Raw genomic sequence first — 18,881 nt, forward strand, 5'->3', positions numbered from 1 at the left:
TGACTGGTTCTTCGTTTTCGCCATATTCATGCTGCAGCTTTCCTAGTCGCATTCAAGACATCAAGCCAATCGCCGGGCACGTCTGGAATCCTCACATCGACCTCGATGCCCTGCTGTTTGAGACGGAATGCGGTGGCATACGCGGCACGCTGTCCGGTGAATGAAGCATCGTTGTCGGCGAAGATGATCAGTTGCTCAACCGCCTCAGGCGGAACGAAGGTCTCAATGCCATGGGCACTGATGCAAGACCAGACCGGAAGTCCAAACAGAGCCGAAGCCGCCAGCGACGTTTCAATCCCCTCGGCAATACCAAGGCACCGACTGGCCGGCGCTAATCGAATCGCGCCCCCGGAAATAGACTTGCCGGACATCAACTTCTTAACCTCATCGACCGGAGCCTTGCGCCCATCCTGCAAATAGGTGCGGTGCAACGTCAGGCCAGAGCCATCAACACCCACAACGCGAGCGACCATCGCCGGAAATTTTCCAGCGAAGGTTTCACCGTCGTAGTAAGCAAGATTTGGATGGAGGCGCAGACTTCCAGGAATTACCGGCAAACTCAGGCCACGCCCAGCCAGATAGCGCATTGCCTCATCACCAACCTGCAGCGGCTTCGACTCAGACCAGATGCGGCGCAGTTTCTCTACCTTTTCGGCCTCGCCCTGTGGGCTATGAATCGGGCCAGCCTGAACGACGCCTGCGGCCTGCTCGATTTCACGTGCTGCGGTTTTAAAATCCCAGCCTTTGACCGCCATCACCAGCTTGATGCCATCACCTGCGCCACAACGGCAGTAATACGTGCCTCGCCCCTCTTTGTCATCGAACCTGAATCGATCGTTGCCACCACAGATCGGACAAGAACAATGTTTTCCGGAAAGCTGGCGCTCAGTCAAACCAAAGCCGAGCAGAAGGCCTCGCCATTTCCCGGTGGCAATCTCGCGGACATTAGGTCGCATGATGCCCTCCTTGCTTCTCCTTAGCCTTGGCTGCGGCAATCTGGCGAGACTTGATCCACCCGAGGATTTCGGCAGTTGGCACAGCGATGACCTGACGTAGACCACGGGCTTCCTTGCCGGTGAATTCGAAATACTTGTGGAATGCCCATCCGGATTTGTAGCCCTTGGATTTAGCGTAGCCGAGCAATTGGCTGTATATCCACTGTCCGGTTTCCCGCTTGATTGGCTTCTTTCGATCCATCTTCACCAAGTCGCCATCACCCACCACAACATCAGATTGACGCTCAGGCGCTTTGCCACAGGCGGGGCAAGCATGGACGCCAGCAGGACGCATGAACTTGCAGAACGGGCACGCTTTCGGCAGCGATTCGGCACGCTCCTTTTTCTCCGTGGAAGATGCTTTCGGCTTTCCATCATCCAACTCAAGCGGGAGATCATCACAGGGATGCCCCAACCGAGCAGTGCTGCCAGAATGGTCGAGCAACAACGCTTTGATCTTTCCATCTGCCGGTCGCAGGATTCGACCGACCATCTGGATAAAGCGGATCAGCGAACGCGTCGGGCGAGCCAGAATCATCACCTCGGTAGCTGGGCAATCCCATCCTTCAGCAAGCAAGGCCACGTTCGACAGCACCATGGTTTCACCGTGTGCGAATCGCCCCAGGATGGCGGCACGTTCATCATCATCGGCGTGATAGTCGATATGTTCAGCAGCGACGCCGGCGGCCTGAAACTGTTCGACGATGTGCTTGCTGTGCGGAATGCTCGTTGCAAAGCAAACGGTCTGTTTGCCACGAGCCAGCTTGAACCAATGCCCAACAATGTCGCCGATCAACTCGGGCTTATCGGCTGCGTCCTCTAATTCTGACTGGTTGTAATCGAGAAGACCATCAAGTCCTTTGGTGCTTTTTACCCCCTTCATGTCCGGCTCGGATGGCGCATAAATATCGACGTCGACCAGATACTCGGCATCAATCAATTCCTTGATCGTGGCGCCAACAACAAGCTCTTGAAACAGGGAGCCGCCAAGTTCGTCATAGTGCTTGCCCATCCCAACAGCGAACGGCGTAGCGGTCAGACCGACTGCCGGAACATTGTTGTAGGTGATCAGCAGTTTCCGGTACTTCTCGCTGCCAGCCACACCATGGGCCTCATCGATGATCAACAGACCAACATCGTCAGGCAGGCCACGCACATGAACCGTGTCGATACTAGCCACCAGAACCTGCTCATGAATCCGGGCGGTGTTCTCAGCTTGGAGGATGCCGTGAGGAATGCCGTAGCGATACAGGACGGCGCTGGTCTGATTAACCAACTGTTTCCGGTTCGCGAGAAATACAACCTTCCTCCCCTTGGCCACAGCCTTGATGATGATGCTTGTCGCGGTCAGTGTCTTTCCACCACCTGTCGGCAAATAAAGAGCGATCCTTTTCAAACCCCTAGCCAGGGCAAGGCGTGCTTTGTGTTCGGCGGATTGTTGGTACGGTCGAAGGTTAAACATCATCGCTGCCCCTCGCAAAAGACGATTCAGCAGCAGCTACCAGCGCACCTAATTCGCCATCGACAACAACAGGCTCTGCCTTGGCTAGGGAAGGTTTTAACGGTGGTTTTTCAGGAGAAAAATTGGCGTCGCTCCGTATACTTCCTATTAGGACGTTGTCAAAGGAGTTGTCACAGGAACTGTTACCGACTATGTCACTTGGTCTGTCACAGACTATGTCACTTGGTCTGTCACGAGGTTTGTCACAGACTCTGTCACGAGGTTTGTCAGTTTCAGGGGTCATCCGGCGATTAAGCTTCGCCAGCCTAGCCGCTTCGGTACGCGCCTTGTTCGCGGCAATAGCTTTGAACGATTCCTCAAGATCACGATGGGTGGTCCAGCATGTCCAAGTGTTGCTAATCTCAAAGAATGACTCAAGCCCTAGTCGTGTCTTGGCCCACTCTGCCGGTTGCATACCAACGATACGCGCCAATACCTTGTTATCGTCCTTGATCGGACCATTGCGCCAATAGGCCATGCGTAAACGCATCAGGGCGCCGAATGAGTCAGCAGCCAAGTGCGATGTGTCGGCGATCAATTCGGGTAATTGGCAGACAAATCGGAAGGGTTGTTGCTGTGGCCGTTTAGCCATTTGCGTCCTCCCTATCGCTTTCAAAGAAGCCAGGACGAGGCCAAGCAGGTGTATCGAGCGAGTAACTGGCTACGTTGTGCCGTTCGACACCACGAAACACTACTGTTTGGTGGATCGTCGTAACGATGTTGTAGCCCTTGGCCCGCAGGTTATGAACACGCGCTGCCGCTTCAGGAATCGCATGCTCTGCAGTCAGAACGAAGGACAGAATCGGTTGATGCTGACGGATCAGACTCAACACTTCGGCGCATTGGCCAGTGACGATTGGAGGTTTGCGCTCCATCACAGCACCTCCAGTACGTAGGCGATGACGTTCCTATCGAGTGAGAAGCGACCGGATGCAACTTGGCCAGACAAGGAACCATCCGGCAACCAGCGCTGCTCAGCCCCTTCAATCACGGCCCAACCCCCAAGGGAAATTAGAGTGCCGGTGATACGGGATGGCGAACGGGTTTGAAGAACGACTTCCTTGCCGACGAGATCGTTCTCGGGCTTGGATTTCGGCTTGTGCTGATCATCCTGGCGAGGATTGGCAGGCTTCTTGAGAGTGAGAGTCTTGTTGTGTTGCACGGTGTTCTCCTAGAGAAAAACACCGCCTTGCTTTTCGAGCGAAAGTGCTTAAAATATAGGCACCAAATACAAGCAATGCAGCCGTCCGCGTCGAAAAGACCCGGGCGGTTTATTTTTTGTTGGTAAGTGATTCGAGAGGTTGCAGCGCAGCCTTGGCGTAACCGTCCTTCGTGTCATTCGAAGCGCGACAATCCTTAATCAACTCGAATATATTCTGGTGCTTATGGCCGAGGTAATCAGCAACCAATCGGCTATCAACTAGATACTCGCCCTTGGCTTCGGTTAGTTGGAGAGCGGCGTTCATGCTGCACCTCCGACAATCAGTGCGCGAATATCCTCACAGCGCCAAGCCGTTGTGCGCGGGCCAAGCTTTATTCCATTTGGGTACTTGCCCGATTTGACGCCAGCAAACCACGAGCTGCGGCTTATCGGGATGATCGGCGGGATCGGCGGTTCTGCCTTTTTATCGCCAAGAATCTGCTTTAAGCGCAGAAGGCCTGTTTCTGGAAGTTGGTTCATTTGGGATTAACTCCATACGTTGTTGTATGGCTCAATCCTAGATAGTCCAAACGGATGAAAAAATTCCCCAGATCGCGACAAAACATGATTCATCGCGTTGGCGCATGATTATTTTTTCTTCGGTGCACCTGCCTTAAATGAAATTCCGGCCTCTTTTGCCCAGGCCTTTAACGTGCGCGGCGTAATTTTTGTAACTGCCGGGTCATATCCTTCTGCGTTCAAAAGGTCATCTAGCCTTTGAATTGATGAATGTTGTCCTTTCTTGACAATATCATTGCAGAAGTCGATAAACGGTAGCTTTAACTTTTGGTCATCTCGGTTTGAAACAGCTTTTCTCGCAGCACGTTTTGGGGCGTCAATTAAGGCACTCTCAAAATATTCAGACATGTGCTTAAGCTCAGTGTTTCGAGCTAGAACATGCTGTGCTTTGCATTGTTCAATTGCTAGTTTTATTGACGCTGCACTTGCCTTTTCTGCGCTAGCATTAGCGGCTAATCGGGTTTGGTTAAATGCAATCTCCGTAAGACATCCAGCGTAGATCAAGAAGGCGATATGCTTTGCCGCATTGCTCCAGTTCTCACCGTTCGATGCTTGGCTAATCAAAATCTCGATGCACTGTCTATATTCAAACTCGAAGTCGCTTGGCTTTCCGCCTATGTCAATATGCTCCTTCAATCTTTGGTTTAGTTTGGTAATTTCGCTTTGAAATTTATCAACATCCATAGCGTCCCTTTCACGCTCTGCCCTTAATCAGAAACCGCGCCAGGCTGGTAAGGGAACCAGCTTTTCGGGAGCTACCCTAGGCGCGGCATAACCGGGTTAAACCTTCCACTCCCTTGGTGCACCGCTTAATTGCCGGCGTGCAAACTCAAGAAACTCGATCAGGCTTTTCGATAGATCAACCAAGGCATCAATCAAGCCCTGTGTGACCTCTTCCGGGTCATTGGCCTGCATGCTGGCAACAACAGCGCCCGCAATCTCGTGAAATGTTCCGTGCAAGGCAGTGGTGCGGTTGAGGTAATCATTCCCTAGCAGAACCTTCGTCTCTGGGTTGGCAAGCCATTTTCCTAGTTCGCATGCCGTATCGTCATCCACTAGATCGATGTCAAAGTCCTTGTCACTGGTTCCTGCCAGGGCCGATCTAAATCGCTTAACCCAGTCGAGATGCCGATCAATTGCGGCTTCAATGATTTCAAGAGTCATGGTTAGTCGCCTTTCAATACATCCCGGTTGATCTCAAACCCTTCCCGCACTACCTGGCCACAGCATGGGCATAGCTCTTTGCCCTTCGTTCGCCCCATCGCCATGCGCAGCGTACTTTCGGCGATACCTGCTTGCTCTGCAGCGACTTTAACGGCAAGGCCTTGCGCCAATAGTTTCATCGCCTGCTGAGTTTTTGAGAGAACCATACCAATCCTTTTTATTAGTTCAGGAGTTGATGATAACACCGCATCGCACATCTTAAGATATAGATTGACATTCGCACATCGCAGGATATACGATATTTCCAACCAAGCCATCCCAGGTGCGGTAATAACTTGAGGGAACGACCATGACGAAAGAACCCCTAGCAACAAACGCAATGCGTGACCTTATCGCCGTAGTCGAGACATTCGACACCAATCCAGAAGCTGCAGCGGCCTTCATGGAGCATTGCCGGAACAAAACGCCAGTCATCGATGTGGCTTTTAACGACGAAGGCGCACCCGTCTTCACTCTGGCCAAGTCACTCGCAACGTTCCTCAGTGATGGGGTGGCAGCATGAGCACTACAGACAACATCGATATAGACAAAGCAATCCTGGCACTGGATCGCGCCCACGGAATAGTCGATACCCTCTATACGCTCCAGTGCAACTGCACTGATGGCCTTAACGCACTGAGCAAAGGAACGCTCACATCCCAACTTGACTGTGCAATGGAGTCAATAGCCGAAGCCCGAGAAGCTATATTTCCAACGGATAAAATTAGCGAGGTGACAGCATGAGCAACGAAATTCGCGAATTAGCTGCACGGCACAACGCGTTCATTTGCACGACCGGTATAAATGGCACCACCCATAACGTGGCTCAAGGCCTGAAATTCCTGTCCTACGCAGTCGGATGCACCCACGAAGTTTACGACGAGAACATGGCCTACGGGCTGGATATGCTGCTTCAGACAATGGGCAGGGCGTTATCGTTCGAGGGTGAAGAAGGGAGCGAACAATGACCACAGAAACCAACAATTTGTCGACCATCAACCCGCCAATCTCATGCGAAACACCAGATGCCGAGCGGATTGCTGGCGCTAAGGAATGCGTTATTGCTCTCGCAAAGCTCGAACAGTCAGCAGAGAACCTGCCGGAATCGGCCAATGATGGAGCGGTCTTCGCAGCTATTCAGTCAAGCGACGCCGAAGCTCTTGTTGCTCAGTTCGGGCCACTAACACAAAGACAGGAAGGTGCGTTCAGAACGCTGGCCGAATACATTCATTGCCTCGCCACGACGGGAACACCATATCTCGAGAAATGGACGCCATATGTAGCACGCACCGAGCAACAGATTGTTGAATGGGCTGCGGCGATGAACGCACAAGAGTAACTACCCTGAAAATTTAGGACAGGCTGGCCGGGGTAACTCCCGGCTTTTTTATTTCAGGCCGCGCCATGAAACGGTATGACTTCCGCCCCTGCTTTCAGCTTATCCAGATAGTCCGCCCATAGCTGCATCATCGCCTTGCGCTCCTTGAGAAACTTGGTGCGGTTGTAGGCAGTACCAAGGGCATCGGGTACGGTGTGTGCCAATTGGTGTTCGATCACTTCCGGCTTCACGTGCAGTTCTTCATGCAGAATCGTCCGAGCCATTGCACGAAAGCCATGACCTGAAATTTCTGTTTTGGTGTCATAGCCAATACGGCGTAGCGCCGCATTCACCGCAGCCTCGCTCATTGGTCTTTCACTGGTTCGTGCATTCGGAAACAGATAACGGCCATGCCCGGTCAGTGCATGCAAGTCTCTGAGGATCACGACTGCCTGAGTTGCCAGTGGCACTAGGTGCTCGGTCTTCGTCTTGTTGATGAAATAGCGCCAGTCGCTTTTCTCAAGATCAAAACTTGCCCACTCTGCTTTACGTAGCTCACCAGGGCGAGTGAAAAGTAACGGTGCAAGGAGTAGCGCCGACTTGACCACGAACGTGCCGCTGAAGCCATCAAACGCCCTTAGAAGTCCTCCGACTTCTTTTGGGTCGGTAATCGCAGCAAAATGTGTTTCTTTGGCTGGCGGGATCGCCCCGCGAAGGTCAGGACAAGGATCGCGCTCGGCGCGGCCGGTAGCAATTGCATATCGGAATGCCCGGCTGATTTCACTCCGTACCCTGTGGGCGGTGTATCTGGCGCCCCGCTCATCCATTCGGCGCATCACACTCAATACATCGGGAGCGGTGATCTCGCTTATCGCTTTGCCACCAATCCAAGGGAAAACATCGTTTTCCATCCGGGCCAAGGTCTTCGCGGTCTGTGCTGGCTCGACTGTATCTTTGCGCTGCTCCAGCCATTCACGGCAAATCACTTCAAAACTGTTGGCTGAACGTTCTGCCTTTGCAGCCTTGTGTGCTTTTCGATGCTCTCCGGGATCAACACCTGTGGCCAGTAGTTTGCGAGCCTCTTCGCGGCGCTCCCTAGCCTCTTTCAAGCCGACGTCAGGATATACTCCCAAAGAGAGCATCTTTGCCTTGCCGTCGAAGCGATAACGCAAGCGCCACCACTTCCCGCCAGTTGGTTGAATCTGAATAGACAGCCCGCGTTCGTCGGTCAGCGCATAGGGCTTGTCCGAAGGCTTGGCATTGATGATTGCAGTGTTACTCAACGGCATGTGTGTAACTCCCTCTGGCTCACACCCAGTTACTCACAGAGTTATACACACTGGAGACTGGATATTGTTGGACCATGTTGCACACAACCGGACAAAAACCCAATAAAAAACCCGCACTTAGGCGGGCTTAATGGACTGCACTGAATCATGAAAAACAACTACTTGGTGCCCAGGAAGGGACTCGAACCCCCACACCTTTCGGCGCCAGAACCTAAATCTGGTGCGTCTACCAATTTCGCCACCTGGGCAGGCGGGGCGAATTCTAGCACTGACTACCCAACGTTCTCCAGAGCAAGCTAACGATGTCTGTCGATCATTACGAAAATTTTCCAGTGGCATCACTGCTATTGCCGCGTGCATTGCGCCAGCCAATCGAAGTTATTTACCGCTTTGCCCGCAGCGCCGACGATATTGCCGACGAGGGCGACGCCTCATCCGATGAGCGCCTGGCCGGACTAGCTACCTATCAGGCGGAACTGGACCGGATCGCCGCTGGCACAAGGCCGCAGACGCCGCTGTTCGTTGAACTGGCCAAGGTAATTTCGGCCCACGCCCTGCCCATCCAGTTATTCCGCGATCTGCTCGAGGCCTTCGCCCAGGATGTGGTCAAGAAGCGCTATGCCGACTACCCGGAACTGCTCGATTACTGCCGCCGCTCAGCCAATCCGGTCGGGCGGCTGGTGCTGCACCTGTTCGGTCGCACAGAGCCGGAACACCTGGAACAATCCGACTGCATCTGCACTGCCCTTCAGTTGATCAACTTTTGGCAGGATGTGGCGGTCGACTGGCAAAAAGATCGAGTTTACATACCTCAGACCGACTTCCCGCATTTCCGCCTTAGCGAAGACGATATTGCGCACAGCCGCTGGTCGGCCAACTGGGCGGCGCTGATGGACTTCGAAATGGACCGGGCGACGGCGCTGATGAAGCGCGGCGCCCCGCTCGTCCACGCTCTGCCCGGCCGCCTCGGCTGGGAAATCCGCCTGACCATACAGGGTGGCCTGCGCATTCTTGAACGCATCCGGCAGGTGCGCGGTGACGTTTTCACCCGCCGCCCAAAGCTCGGCAAATGGGATTGGCTCGTTCTGGCCGGCCGTTCCATTAGAATGTGAAGCTATGAATCCAGACCAATACTGCCAGGAGAAGTGCGCAAAAAGCGGCTCCTCCTTCTACTACAGCTTCCTGTTCCTGCCCTTGCAACGCCGGCGAGCCATCATGGCGCTCTACGCCTTCTGCCGCGAAGTCGATGACGTCGTCGATGAATGCAACGACGTTTCGATCGCCTCGACCAAGCTTGCCTGGTGGCGCCAAGAGATCGAACGCGTTGCCGAAGGCAAGCCGCAACACCCGGTCGGCCTAGCGCTGGCGGGGCTCGACAAGAGCATCAACCTGCCGAAAGAGCAGTTGCTGGAAATCATCGACGGCATGGAGATGGACCTCACGCAGTCGCGCTATCTCGACTTCAAGGGCCTGTCGCTCTACTGCTACCGTGTCGCCAGCGTCGTCGGCCTGCTGGCTGCCGAGATCTTCGGCTACACCGATCGCCAGACACAGAAATACGCCCACGATCTGGGCATGGCTTTCCAGCTCACCAACATCATTCGCGACATCGGCGAAGATGCCCGGCGCGGCCGCATCTACATCCCGATGGACGAGCTCAAGCAGTTCAACGTGCCAGCTGCCGACATCCTGAACGGCAAATACTCGGACAACTTCACGGCGCTGATGCAGTTCCAGTATGAGCGCGCTGAGAAGTACTACGAGCAGGCGTTTGCCCAATTGCCGGCCGTCGATCGCAAGAACCAGCGCCCCGGCCTGATCATGGCGGCGATCTATCGCACCGTGCTCGACGAGATCAAGCGCGAGAATTTCCAGGTGCTGCACCAGCGCATTTCGCTACCGCCGACGCGCAAGCTGTGGCTGGCTGCCAAGACCTGGATCAAGGGCTGACCTCATGCGCGTTGCCGTCATCGGTGGCGGCTGGGCTGGCCTCGCTGCTGCGGTCGAACTGACCACTGCCGGCGCTGAAACAACGCTGTTTGAAGCGGGCCGCGTGCTGGGGGGCCGGGCCCGAGGCGTCGAGATTGATGGCCGTCAGCTCGACAACGGCCAACACATTCTGCTCGGCGCCTATCGTGACACGCTGGCGCTGATGCGCCGGGTTGGCGCCAATCCCGACGAACTGTTCGACCGCCGCCCGCTGCAGGTCATCGACAACACCGGCTTTCGCCTCGCCCTGCCCCGCCTGCCCGCCCCGCTCAATGTCGCTTGGGGGCTGCTGGCTGCCAGCGGGGTCGGCATGGGCGAAAAGCTGCGGACCGCCCTGTGGATGGACGGCATCAAACGCCGGGGTTTCAAGCTGGCCTACGAAACAACCGTTGCCCAATGGCTGGACGACGCCGGACAAACCGGTGCCCTGCGCCGCCACCTGTGGGAGCCGCTCTGCCTCGCCGCGCTGAACCTGCCGGCCGAACGTGCTTCGGCGCAGTTGTTCGCCAACGTGCTGCGTGACAGCCTGGGCAGTTCGCGCCGCGAGGACACCGACCTGTTGCTGCCCCGCGTCGATCTCGGCCAACTGCTGCCCGAGCCGGCCGGACACTGGCTACGGTCCCACGGCGCTGAAATCCGCCTGAGTACCCGCGCCAGGGAGATCAACGCTGCTGAAAACGGCATCGCCATCGACGGTGAAACTTTCGCCGCCGCCATCATCGCCACCGCACCGCAGCATGTCGGCGCCCTGTGGCCGGCCGCAGAAACGAATTACGACTATGAACCGATTGCCACGGTCTACCGGAATTTTGAGCCAGGAATGACATCAGCTTTCCCGCTGAGCAACCGCCTCGGCGGCCATTGCCAGTGGGTGGTCGACCGCGGCCAGGGCGTTCTGGCATGCGTCCTGAGCGGACACGGCGACTGGGAAAAACTGGATGACAACGCTCTGGCTACCGCCCTCGATCAAGAACTTGGCCTGACGAACCCGACCGGGTGGCACAAGGTCATTCGCGAAAAACGCGCCACCCTCTCCGCACAACCCGGAATCCATCGCCCCGATTGCCGGACGACTGCCCCGCGAATTTTCTTGGCTGGCGACTACACCTGGGCGGATTACCCGGCCACGCTCGAAGGTGCTGTCCGCAGCGGCCGACGCGCAGCACAAATGGCGATGGCAGTCTCGACACAAGCCTGATCTAGCTGATCCGTATTCGCTGCCCGTTTGAGAAGCATCAACTCGCACCGGGAAGTCACGAATGAGAATACGATGGCATGGTTCCCGTGATCGATACGCCGATGAGACCACCACTGATTCGCAAGCCGCCAGTTGATTCGCCCTCGGCAGCGAATGGGACTACGTTCTCCTGGGCACAGATCAGCCGCGAACTTGGTCTATCCACCGACAGCCCCATCAACATCGCTCATCTGGCCGTCGACCGCCACGCCCATTCTGCCCATGCCGATAAAACCGCCTTCCGCTTTCTGGGTGCCGGTGGCAGCAGACGCAACCTCAGTTATCGCGAACTCAGCAGCCTGACCGATCTTTTCGGCAACGCCCTCAAGGCGCTGGGTGTGCAGAAAGGCGACTGCGTTTTCGTGCTGTGCGGCCGTATCTGCGAGCTTTATGTGGCAGTTCTCGGTGCGCTCAAGATCGGTGCTGTGGTCTCGCCACTTTTTCGGTCCTTCGGCCCAGAGCCGATTCGCAGCCGCATTTCCCAGGCGGCCGGCAAAGTGCTGGTCACCACGGCCAGCGCCTATCAGCACAAAGTCGCGGCACTTCGCCCCGAACTCCCCTCGCTCAGGCATGTCCTGCTGATCGACGACCTCGGCACCGGCGCCATCGCCGACACCCTGGATCTGCAAGCCCTGATGCGCGCCGCCCCGGACACCCCGGCACTGGTGCCGACCGCCCCCGAAGATCCTGCGTTGCTGCATTTCACCAGCGGAACGACCGGCCAGCCCAAGGGAGCCATCCACGTCCACAGCGCTGTCCTGACGCACTACGCGACGGCACGGACCGCCCTCGACCTGCACCCTGACGACGTGTTCTGGTGCACGGCCGACCCCGGCTGGGTGACCGGCACCTCGTACGGCATCATTGCGCCGCTGGTGCTGGGCGCCACGAGCATCGTAGATGAAGTCGATTTCGACCCACTGCGCTGGATTCACATTCTCGAAAGCGAGCGGGTCAATGTCTGGTACACCGCACCGACAGCAATCCGACTATTGATGAAGGCCGGGCCGGAATTGTTTGCCGACCACCGTTTCCCCGACCTGCGCTTCATCGCCAGCGTCGGCGAGGCGCTCAATCCGGAAGCGGTATGGTGGGGACTGGATGTGCTCGGCCAGCCAATCCACGACAACTGGTGGCAGAGCGAGACCGGCGGCATCATGATCGCCAACACTGCCGCCCAGGACATCAAGCCCGGCTCGATGGGCCGCCCGCTGCCAGGCATTGCCGCTCATGTCGTCCGCAATCAGGCAGGCGCACCGGTCACGATAATCGGGACGCCCGACACGGTGGGCGAGCTGGCGCTGGAAACCGGCTGGCCATCGATGTTTCGCGGCTATCTCGACCAGCCGGTGCGCTACCGCGACTGCTTTGCCGGCAATCTTTATCTCACCGGCGATCTGGTCCGCCGCGACGCTGATGGCTATTACTGGTTCGTCGGCCGCAGCGACGACGTGATCAAGTCCTCCGGCCATCTGATCGGCTCGTTCGAGGTCGAAAGCGTGTTGATGGAACACCCAGCGGTCGCCGAGGCCGGCGTCATCGGCAAGCCGGATGCGCTGGCCGGCGAGTTGATCAAAGCCTTCGTCGTTCTCAAAAGCGACATCGCGCCGGACGAAAACCTGCGCCTTGAACTGATGGCCCACGCCCGGCGGCGTCTCGGGGCGGCCGTGGCCCCCAAGGAAATTGCATTCGCGCCATCCCTGCCACATACTCGTAGTGGAAAAATCATGCGCCGGCTCCTCAAGACAAGGGAACTCGGACTGCCCGAAGGCGATAATTCAACGCTGGCGTAACGGGAGGAACAATGAGTCTGAACAGCGAACAAATCCGCGCGGCTGTGCTCGCCATCGTCAAGCGCCTGGCCCCGGAAATCGATCCGGCAAAGATCATCGCCGACAAGCCGCTGCGCACCCAGATCGACCTCGACTCCATGGACTGGCTCAATGTGCTGGCAAGCATCCACGAAAAACTGGGCATCGACATCCCCGAAACCGACTACGGCAAGGTCCAGACCCTCGATAGCATCGTCACCTACCTGGCCGAGAAAATCCCCGCCGCTGCACAGGAGTAAATCGTGGCCGACTACCCAGCCGAACTCGTCCGCAACCGCATCCTGTTCGATGGCAGCCCGGTCACCATCCGCCCGATCCGGGCCGAGGATGCGCTACTGGAGCAGGATTTCGTCCAGCATCTTTCGGCCGATTCTCGCTACAAGCGCTTCATGTCCACGCTGAAGGAACTGCCGCCTGGCAAGCTTAAATACCTGACTGAAATCGACTACGTGCGGCACCTGGCGCTGGTGGCGATCATCCAGCGCGACGGACAGGATGTAGAGATCGGCGTTGCCCGCTATGTCGCCGGGCCGAGTGGCGACGAATGCGAGTTCGCCATCGCCATCGATGACGAATGGCAAGGCAGCGGCGTCGCCGGCATCCTGATGTTGTCGTTGATCGACGCAGCCCGGACGCGCGGCATGAAAACGATGGAAGCCTTCATCCTTGCCGCCAACGACAAAATGATCAAGTTCGCCCGCCAGCTCGGCTTCGAAGTCCGCCGCGACCCTGACGATCCGGGCATGATGCACGCGGTTCGGGCTCTCTAAACGTCAGGCTCGAACGGGCATTTCGCGGTTAACCGGGATTGCTGCAAAACATATTCAACGGCCAAGCACCGAATTGATGCACGGCCATGGCTGGCACGCTTTCATTGCAGGCCGCTTGTCAGTGACCGCATAATCCCCGCATGACTATCCGTTCAACCAAGGCCACTGCTCGCCGCCCGCTCCTCTGTCGCCAGCAGAACCTCTTGGTATTTCTCGCCCGTTCGAACGCGGCGTAGCAATGGCAGAGCGCTCTTGAACTCGACCGAGTCCGGCACAACACAGCACCCCGAACGGTGGTCGGTAGCGACGAGGACTGCTGACGGTTTACGCCAGCATTCAATTCGCCGGACACGCCGCCAGCGCATACGGCTCACCCTCGCCCTGCTGCTATCCGTGCTGCTCCATGCACTGCTGCTCAGCCTCACCCTGTTTGGCGACGAATTCGGTTTGCCCGGCCTCACCTTTCCCTGGCAACTTCGTCGAATCGAAGCCCCCAACCTGCAAGTCGTACTTGCCCCGGCCCCGCTCATCAACATAGAACCCGCCAGCCCCCCGGCGCCTCTGCCGCCCCCCTTGCCGGAGGCATTGAACGAGCAGCCCGCCGCTGCAGGGGAACTGGCGGTGACGTTCAGATCCCCCGAAGCCCTCCCGGAATCCGCCCCGCAAATGCCGGACCGGACAAGCGAATCCCGAAGCGCACCGACCGCGAAAGCCAGTTCACGGCCAGCCGAGGGTAGTCACCAAGCTCCCGTAAAGCCATCGCCGGCCGAGCCGCCCCCGCCCAAGCCGTTTCCGGCAGTGATTGCCATGGAGCAGGCACAAAATACCGATTTCGTCGTGCCCGCGCCTCCCCTGGAGCCTCCACAGATCCAATCGACAACGCCAGCCCGTGCCAACGGTGAAGCCCAGTCCAGAAACGAGCCCCCCGCCCCGGAGCAAGAGGTCGAGAAAGCCGCGCAGACTGAAGCGACGCGAAAGGAAGCGGCTAAAGAGGAAGGCGCGCGAGCTGAAGCTACCCGGCAGGAAACAGAACGCCTGGAGGCGGAGCAACAAGCTGCCGCCAAGGAAGAAGCCGCACGGGCTGAAGCGACGCGAAAGGAAGCGGCTAAAGAGGAAGGCGCGCGAGCTGAAGCTGCCCGGCAGGAAGCAGAACGCCTGGAGGCGGCGCAACAAGCTGCCGCCAAGGAAGAAGCCGCACGGGCTGAAGCTACCCGACGCGAAGCTGAGCGACAGGAGAAGGCGCGACAGGCCGCTACCAAGGAGGAGGCAGTTCGCGCTGACGCCGCCCGGCGTGAAGCCGAACGACAGGAGATGGCGCGACAAGCCGCAGTCAAGGAAGAAGCTGCTCGCGCTGACGCTTCCCGGCATGAAGCTGAGCGACAAGAGAAGACTCGCCAAGCTGCAGCCAAGGAAGATGCCGCACGGGCTGAAGCTGCTCGGCGCGAAGCCGAGCGTCAGGAGGCAGCCCGACAGGCCGCCACCAAGGAGGAAGCTGCTCGCGCTGACGCCGCCCGGCGCGAAACCGACCGACAGGAGAAGGCTCGACAAGCTGCAGCCAAGGAAGAAGCCGCGCGGGCTGAAGCTGCCCGACGCGAAGCCGAGCATCAGGAGGCAGCCCGACAGGCCGCCGCCAAGGAGGAAGCTGCTCGCGCTGAAGCTGCCCGACGCGAAGCCGAGCGTCAGGAGGCAGCCCGACAGGCTACCGCCAAAGAGGAAGCCGCTCGCGCTGACGCCGCCCGGCGTGAAGCCGAACGACAGGAGAAGGCTCGACAAGCTGCAGCCAAGGAGGAAGCCGCAAGGGCTGATGCCGCTCGGCGCGAAGCGGAACACCAGGAAAGTGCCCGGCAAGCCGCAGCGCGAGAGGAGGCAGCGAGGGCCGAGGAAAAACGTGAGCAGGATGCAAGGCGGGATGCCGCGCGTCGGGCGATGGGACGCCAACTGGACGAGGAGGCAGCCCGCCGCGCCGCAGCCGAGGAGGCCAGGCAGCGATCACCTTCGTCAAGCTTGTTCCGCCGCGCCAGGCTCTTCGGGCGCACTGACACCAACGCTGAACTCGTCTGGTATGCGGAAGCCTGGGCCCGGAAGATTCATATGAACATGGGCTTCGAAACGATCCGCGAAGCGGCCAAGCAAACGCACACCGATCCAATGGTCACCGTGGCCATTAGAAGGGATGGCTCGGTGGAGTCGATCACCTTTGTCCGCTCCAGCGGCGTGCCGGCCATCGACGACGCAGTACGACGCATCATCGAAGCGCATGCCCCCTATCAACCGTTCCAGCCAGCGCTTGCCCGCGACTTCGACGTGGTCGAAATCCGCCGGACCTGGCACTTCGACTCGGCCATTCGACTCTATTGAAACACCCCGACCACCAAAGACGAGCCGGCAGCCGAGCCAACAACAACAGAGCCGGCCCGGAAAACGCCTTCGGAAATTGCCGGCCTCCCTACAAACAGGCCTAACCGCGGGTTTTCCCGCTTAGTGACAACCCCAATTCCACAAGCATTTAAAGAACACTAGGCTTGCCTCCCACCAAGGAGGAAGCATGAAAAAAATTTCAGCCGTCATCAGCGGCATCGCACTCTGCATCTGCACCCAAACTGCACCGGCAGCAGAGCCCATCCGGATCGCCGTGACTGGCCCCTATTCGGGTCCCTCATCACCGATGGGCCAGTCCATGTTGGCTGGTGTCCGCCTGGCGATCAGCGAAATGAATCTGGGTGGCGGGCTGCTCGGGCGCCAACTGGTCCTGGTCGAAAAGGATGACAAGGGGGATCCGGCAACCGGCAAGGAGGTGGTCGAGGCAGCCATTCGCCAGGACAAGGTGGTGGCCGGACTCGGCGTGGTCAACACCGGCGTCGCACTGGCCTCGCTGAAGGACTATCAGGACGCCCGTGTGCCAGTCATCGTCAATGTCGCCACCGGCAGCTCGGTGGCCCGGCAGTTTTTCCCCCCCGCCATCCCGGACAGCTACGTTTTCCGCAACTCGGCCAGCGACGACATCCAGGCTGCAATGATCGTGCGCGAAGCGGTCAAGCGTGGCCGCTACACCAAGCTCGCCATCCTCCACGACAGCACGCCCTATGGCGAACAGGGGCGCGACCAATTGACCCGGGAACTTACCGCTCTCGAGCTCAAACCCGTGGCAGTCGAAAGTTTCGCCCCCGGCACCAGGGATCTTGCCGCCAACCTGCAGCGAGCCCGCGAGGCCGGTGCCGAGGCGATCCTGACCTATGCCATCGGCCCGGAACTGGCCGTCATTGCCAACAGTCGGGCCAAGATGGGCTGGAAGGTGCCGATGATCGGCAGCTGGCCGTTGTCTCTGCCCAACTTCATCGACGCAGCCGGCAAGAATGCGGAAGGCGCGCGCATGCCGCAAAGTTTCGTCGAGGCAGCGAACAACTATCGCCGTACTTCCTTCATCAGCGCCTACCATCATGCCGATGGCAGCAAACGCATTCCCTCGGCGGTCTCTGCCGCCCAGGGTTACGACTCGGCTCTGCTACTGATAGCGGCCATCAGCCAGGCCGGCAGCACCGAAGGCCCGAAAATTCGCGCCGCGCTGGAAAACCTGCAAAAGCCTGTCTACGGCGTGATCACGACTTACTCACCGCCGTTTTCGAAAGACGACCACGAGGCGATCAGCGAAAACATGGTGCTGATGGGTGAGGTAAAACAGGGGCAGGTTGCTTTCGCCCACCCGGATGACGAAAAGCGCAGCCTCCTCGTCCACCGCAAGCCGAAAGTTCAGCCGGTCAATTGACCGGACTGGATGCGCAGGGTCCGCCCGCAACGGGCGGCAATTGCCTCGTCGTGGGTGACCAGCAGCAGGGTCGTTCCCTGTTTGGCGTTGAGATCGAACATCAGGTCGATAATCTGCTGGCCGGTCGCCGCATCAAGGTTGCCGGTCGGCTCGTCGGCCAGCACCAGTTGCGGGTTGGGGGCGAAGGCGCGGGCCAGGGCGACGCGCTGCTGCTCGCCGCCGGAGAGGTGTTTGGGATAGTGCTTCAGGCGGTGACTGAGGCCGACGCGTTCGAGCCATTCGCGTGCCGCGTTGGCCGCCGAGGCGGTGCCGGCCAGTTCGAGCGGCAGCATGACGTTCTCCAGCGCAGTCAGCGAGGGCAGCAACTGGAAGGATTGAAAGACGAAGCCGAGCAGCCGGCCGCGTAGCCTTGCCCGCTGATCTTCGTCGAGCGCCTTGAGCGAGACATCGTCGAGCCTGACATCACCGGCCGTTGCTTGATCCAGCCCGGCCAGCAGGCCGAGCAGCGTCGATTTGCCAGAACCGGAGGCGCCGACAATGGCGACGGTTTCGCCCGGCATGACCGAAAAGGAAATATCCTGCAAAATTGTCAGCGGCTCGCCGCCGTTATCGACGGTCTTGCCCAATCCCGATACGTCAACCACCGGTCCTGCTGCCATGCGGTTCATCCTCGTCCTGTTTGCCCTGCTCGTTTCAACCACGCCAGCCCTGGCCGCCAAAACCATCCTGATCATGGGCGACTCGCTGTCGGCTGGCTACGGCATTCGGCCCGAACAGGCTTGGCCTTCGCTGCTCGGCACGCGCCTGGCCGAAAAACGTCTTGATTATAGCGTTGCCAACCTGTCAATCTCCGGCGAAACCACGGCCGGCGGTCGCTCGCGCCTGGGGCCGGCCTTGAAAGCCCACCAGCCGGCCGTGGTCGTCATTGCCCTGGGCGCCAACGACGGCCTGCGTGGCCTGCCGCTGCTCCAGATGCGCGACAATCTGAACGCCATGATTGATGCCTCCCGAGCCACCGGCGCCAAGGTTTTGCTCGCCGGGATGCGCCTGCCACCCAACTACGGCCCATATGCTGCAGACTTCCACAGCAGCTTCACCAGTATCGCCCAAGCCAAAAAAGCGCCGCTGATCGACTTCCTGCTCGAACCCGTCGCCGCCAAGCCCCAGCTTTTTCAGGCCGACAACCTGCACCCACTGGCTGAAGCGCAGCCGTTGATCCTCGACCATCTCTGGCCTGCCCTTGCACCCCTGTTAAAATAGGGCC

General features: G+C 58.5%; 25 protein-coding genes and 1 tRNA gene. 13 read left to right on the top strand and 13 right to left on the bottom strand.

All coding sequences use genetic code 11. The features are described from left to right. Positions 1-26: 26 nt before the first annotated feature. The 10 genes from DARO_RS13795 to DARO_RS13835 form a co-directional block, all read right to left on the bottom strand. Complete coding sequence (locus DARO_RS13795; protein WP_011288422.1) at positions 27-956, bottom strand: DUF7146 domain-containing protein; 930 nt, start codon at positions 954-956, stop codon at positions 27-29. Next, positions 946-2,460 (bottom strand): DEAD/DEAH box helicase, encoded by a 1,515-nt coding sequence (locus tag DARO_RS13800; protein WP_011288423.1) that lies wholly within the window; start codon positions 2,458-2,460, stop codon positions 946-948. Before DARO_RS13800 ends, DARO_RS13795 begins: the two co-directional genes overlap by 11 nt. Beyond that, positions 2,450-3,088, bottom strand: coding sequence for a YdaU family protein (locus DARO_RS13805; RefSeq protein ID WP_011288424.1), 639 nt, complete (start codon positions 3,086-3,088; stop codon positions 2,450-2,452). The genes DARO_RS13800 and DARO_RS13805 overlap by 11 nt, the downstream gene beginning before the upstream one ends. After that, complete coding sequence (locus DARO_RS13810) at positions 3,081-3,371, bottom strand: helix-turn-helix domain-containing protein (protein WP_157037219.1); 291 nt, start codon at positions 3,369-3,371, stop codon at positions 3,081-3,083. Before DARO_RS13810 ends, DARO_RS13805 begins: the two co-directional genes overlap by 8 nt. Then, positions 3,371-3,658: a hypothetical protein gene (locus DARO_RS13815; protein ID WP_041224404.1), complete on the bottom strand. Its 288-nt coding sequence runs from the start codon at positions 3,656-3,658 to the stop codon at positions 3,371-3,373. Before DARO_RS13815 ends, DARO_RS13810 begins: the two co-directional genes overlap by 1 nt. A 109-nt stretch (positions 3,659-3,767) precedes the next feature. Beyond that, positions 3,768-3,962: a hypothetical protein gene (locus DARO_RS13820; protein ID WP_041224406.1), complete on the bottom strand. Its 195-nt coding sequence runs from the start codon at positions 3,960-3,962 to the stop codon at positions 3,768-3,770. Further along, a complete protein-coding gene (locus tag DARO_RS22410; protein WP_011288427.1) occupies positions 3,959-4,177 on the bottom strand; it encodes an AlpA family phage regulatory protein in 219 nt (72 codons plus the stop codon). Before DARO_RS22410 ends, DARO_RS13820 begins: the two co-directional genes overlap by 4 nt. Before the next feature lie 108 nt (positions 4,178-4,285). Then, complete coding sequence (locus DARO_RS13825; RefSeq protein WP_011288428.1) at positions 4,286-4,900, bottom strand: hypothetical protein; 615 nt, start codon at positions 4,898-4,900, stop codon at positions 4,286-4,288. 96 nt (positions 4,901-4,996) lie between these two features. Next, positions 4,997-5,380, bottom strand: coding sequence for a CZB domain-containing protein (locus DARO_RS13830; RefSeq protein ID WP_011288429.1), 384 nt, complete (start codon positions 5,378-5,380; stop codon positions 4,997-4,999). Positions 5,381-5,382: 2 nt separating this feature from the next. Then, entirely contained in the window at positions 5,383-5,586 is a 204-nt protein-coding gene (locus DARO_RS13835) for a hypothetical protein (protein WP_041224407.1), read from the bottom strand. Positions 5,587-5,729: 143 nt separating this feature from the next. Between DARO_RS13835 and DARO_RS13840 the strand changes: the two genes are divergently transcribed. From DARO_RS13840 to DARO_RS13855, 4 genes are read left to right on the top strand one after another with little or no spacing between them, the layout of a single operon-like run. Beyond that, the gene (locus tag DARO_RS13840) at positions 5,730-5,942 is read left to right on the top strand and encodes a hypothetical protein (protein WP_041224408.1); all 213 of its coding nucleotides are present in this window, start codon (positions 5,730-5,732) and stop codon (positions 5,940-5,942) included. After that, positions 5,939-6,163 (top strand): hypothetical protein, encoded by a 225-nt coding sequence (locus tag DARO_RS23130; RefSeq protein WP_041224409.1) that lies wholly within the window; start codon positions 5,939-5,941, stop codon positions 6,161-6,163. Before DARO_RS13840 ends, DARO_RS23130 begins: the two co-directional genes overlap by 4 nt. Then, on the top strand, positions 6,160-6,387 hold the full coding sequence (locus DARO_RS13850) for a hypothetical protein (RefSeq protein WP_041224410.1): 228 nt from the start codon (positions 6,160-6,162) through the stop codon (positions 6,385-6,387). The genes DARO_RS23130 and DARO_RS13850 overlap by 4 nt, the downstream gene beginning before the upstream one ends. Beyond that, positions 6,384-6,758, top strand: coding sequence for a hypothetical protein (locus DARO_RS13855; RefSeq protein WP_011288431.1), 375 nt, complete (start codon positions 6,384-6,386; stop codon positions 6,756-6,758). The genes DARO_RS13850 and DARO_RS13855 overlap by 4 nt, the downstream gene beginning before the upstream one ends. A 53-nt stretch (positions 6,759-6,811) precedes the next feature. Here the strand turns inward: DARO_RS13855 and DARO_RS13860 are convergent, their stop codons facing one another. Next, on the bottom strand, positions 6,812-8,026 hold the full coding sequence (locus tag DARO_RS13860; protein ID WP_011288432.1) for a phage integrase central domain-containing protein: 1,215 nt from the start codon (positions 8,024-8,026) through the stop codon (positions 6,812-6,814). 163 nt (positions 8,027-8,189) lie between these two features. After that, positions 8,190-8,274: transfer RNA gene (locus DARO_RS13865), tRNA-Leu, on the bottom strand. A 54-nt stretch (positions 8,275-8,328) separates the two neighbouring features. Between DARO_RS13865 and hpnC the strand changes: the two genes are divergently transcribed. From hpnC to DARO_RS13905, 8 genes are all read left to right on the top strand, one after another. Next, the gene (gene hpnC, locus DARO_RS13870) at positions 8,329-9,138 is read left to right on the top strand and encodes a squalene synthase HpnC (protein ID WP_011288433.1); all 810 of its coding nucleotides are present in this window, start codon (positions 8,329-8,331) and stop codon (positions 9,136-9,138) included. Positions 9,139-9,142: 4 nt separating this feature from the next. Continuing rightward, positions 9,143-9,976, top strand: a complete 834-nt coding sequence (hpnD, locus tag DARO_RS13875; RefSeq protein ID WP_011288434.1) for a presqualene diphosphate synthase HpnD — start codon at positions 9,143-9,145, stop codon at positions 9,974-9,976. Between the two features lie 4 nt (positions 9,977-9,980). After that, entirely contained in the window at positions 9,981-11,213 is a 1,233-nt protein-coding gene (gene hpnE, locus DARO_RS13880; protein WP_011288435.1) for a hydroxysqualene dehydroxylase HpnE, read from the top strand. 77 nt (positions 11,214-11,290) lie between these two features. Then, positions 11,291-13,045, top strand: coding sequence for an acetate--CoA ligase (acsA, locus tag DARO_RS13885; RefSeq protein WP_198134043.1), 1,755 nt, complete (start codon positions 11,291-11,293; stop codon positions 13,043-13,045). Between the two features lie 11 nt (positions 13,046-13,056). Then, positions 13,057-13,323, top strand: coding sequence for an acyl carrier protein (locus DARO_RS13890; RefSeq protein ID WP_011288437.1), 267 nt, complete (start codon positions 13,057-13,059; stop codon positions 13,321-13,323). Between the two features lie 3 nt (positions 13,324-13,326). Further along, the gene (locus DARO_RS13895) at positions 13,327-13,854 is read left to right on the top strand and encodes a GNAT family N-acetyltransferase (protein ID WP_011288438.1); all 528 of its coding nucleotides are present in this window, start codon (positions 13,327-13,329) and stop codon (positions 13,852-13,854) included. A gap of 252 nt (positions 13,855-14,106) precedes the next feature. After that, on the top strand, positions 14,107-16,212 hold the full coding sequence (locus tag DARO_RS21795) for a TonB C-terminal domain-containing protein (RefSeq protein WP_157037220.1): 2,106 nt from the start codon (positions 14,107-14,109) through the stop codon (positions 16,210-16,212). 187 nt (positions 16,213-16,399) lie between these two features. Further along, positions 16,400-17,617 carry an ABC transporter substrate-binding protein gene (locus tag DARO_RS13905; protein ID WP_011288440.1) on the top strand — a complete coding sequence of 406 codons (1,218 nt, stop codon included), beginning with the start codon at positions 16,400-16,402 and terminating at the stop codon, positions 17,615-17,617. Here DARO_RS13905 and DARO_RS13910 read toward each other — a convergent pair. Then, positions 17,602-18,276 carry an ATP-binding cassette domain-containing protein gene (locus DARO_RS13910; RefSeq protein WP_011288441.1) on the bottom strand — a complete coding sequence of 225 codons (675 nt, stop codon included), beginning with the start codon at positions 18,274-18,276 and terminating at the stop codon, positions 17,602-17,604. The genes DARO_RS13905 and DARO_RS13910 overlap by 16 nt on opposite strands. Between DARO_RS13910 and DARO_RS13915 the strand changes: the two genes are divergently transcribed. Next, positions 18,275-18,877: an arylesterase gene (locus DARO_RS13915; RefSeq protein WP_011288442.1), complete on the top strand. Its 603-nt coding sequence runs from the start codon at positions 18,275-18,277 to the stop codon at positions 18,875-18,877. The two genes, DARO_RS13910 and DARO_RS13915, sit on opposite strands and share 2 nt — an antisense overlap. Positions 18,878-18,881 lie beyond the last annotated feature (4 nt).

The organism is Dechloromonas aromatica RCB, assembly GCF_000012425.1.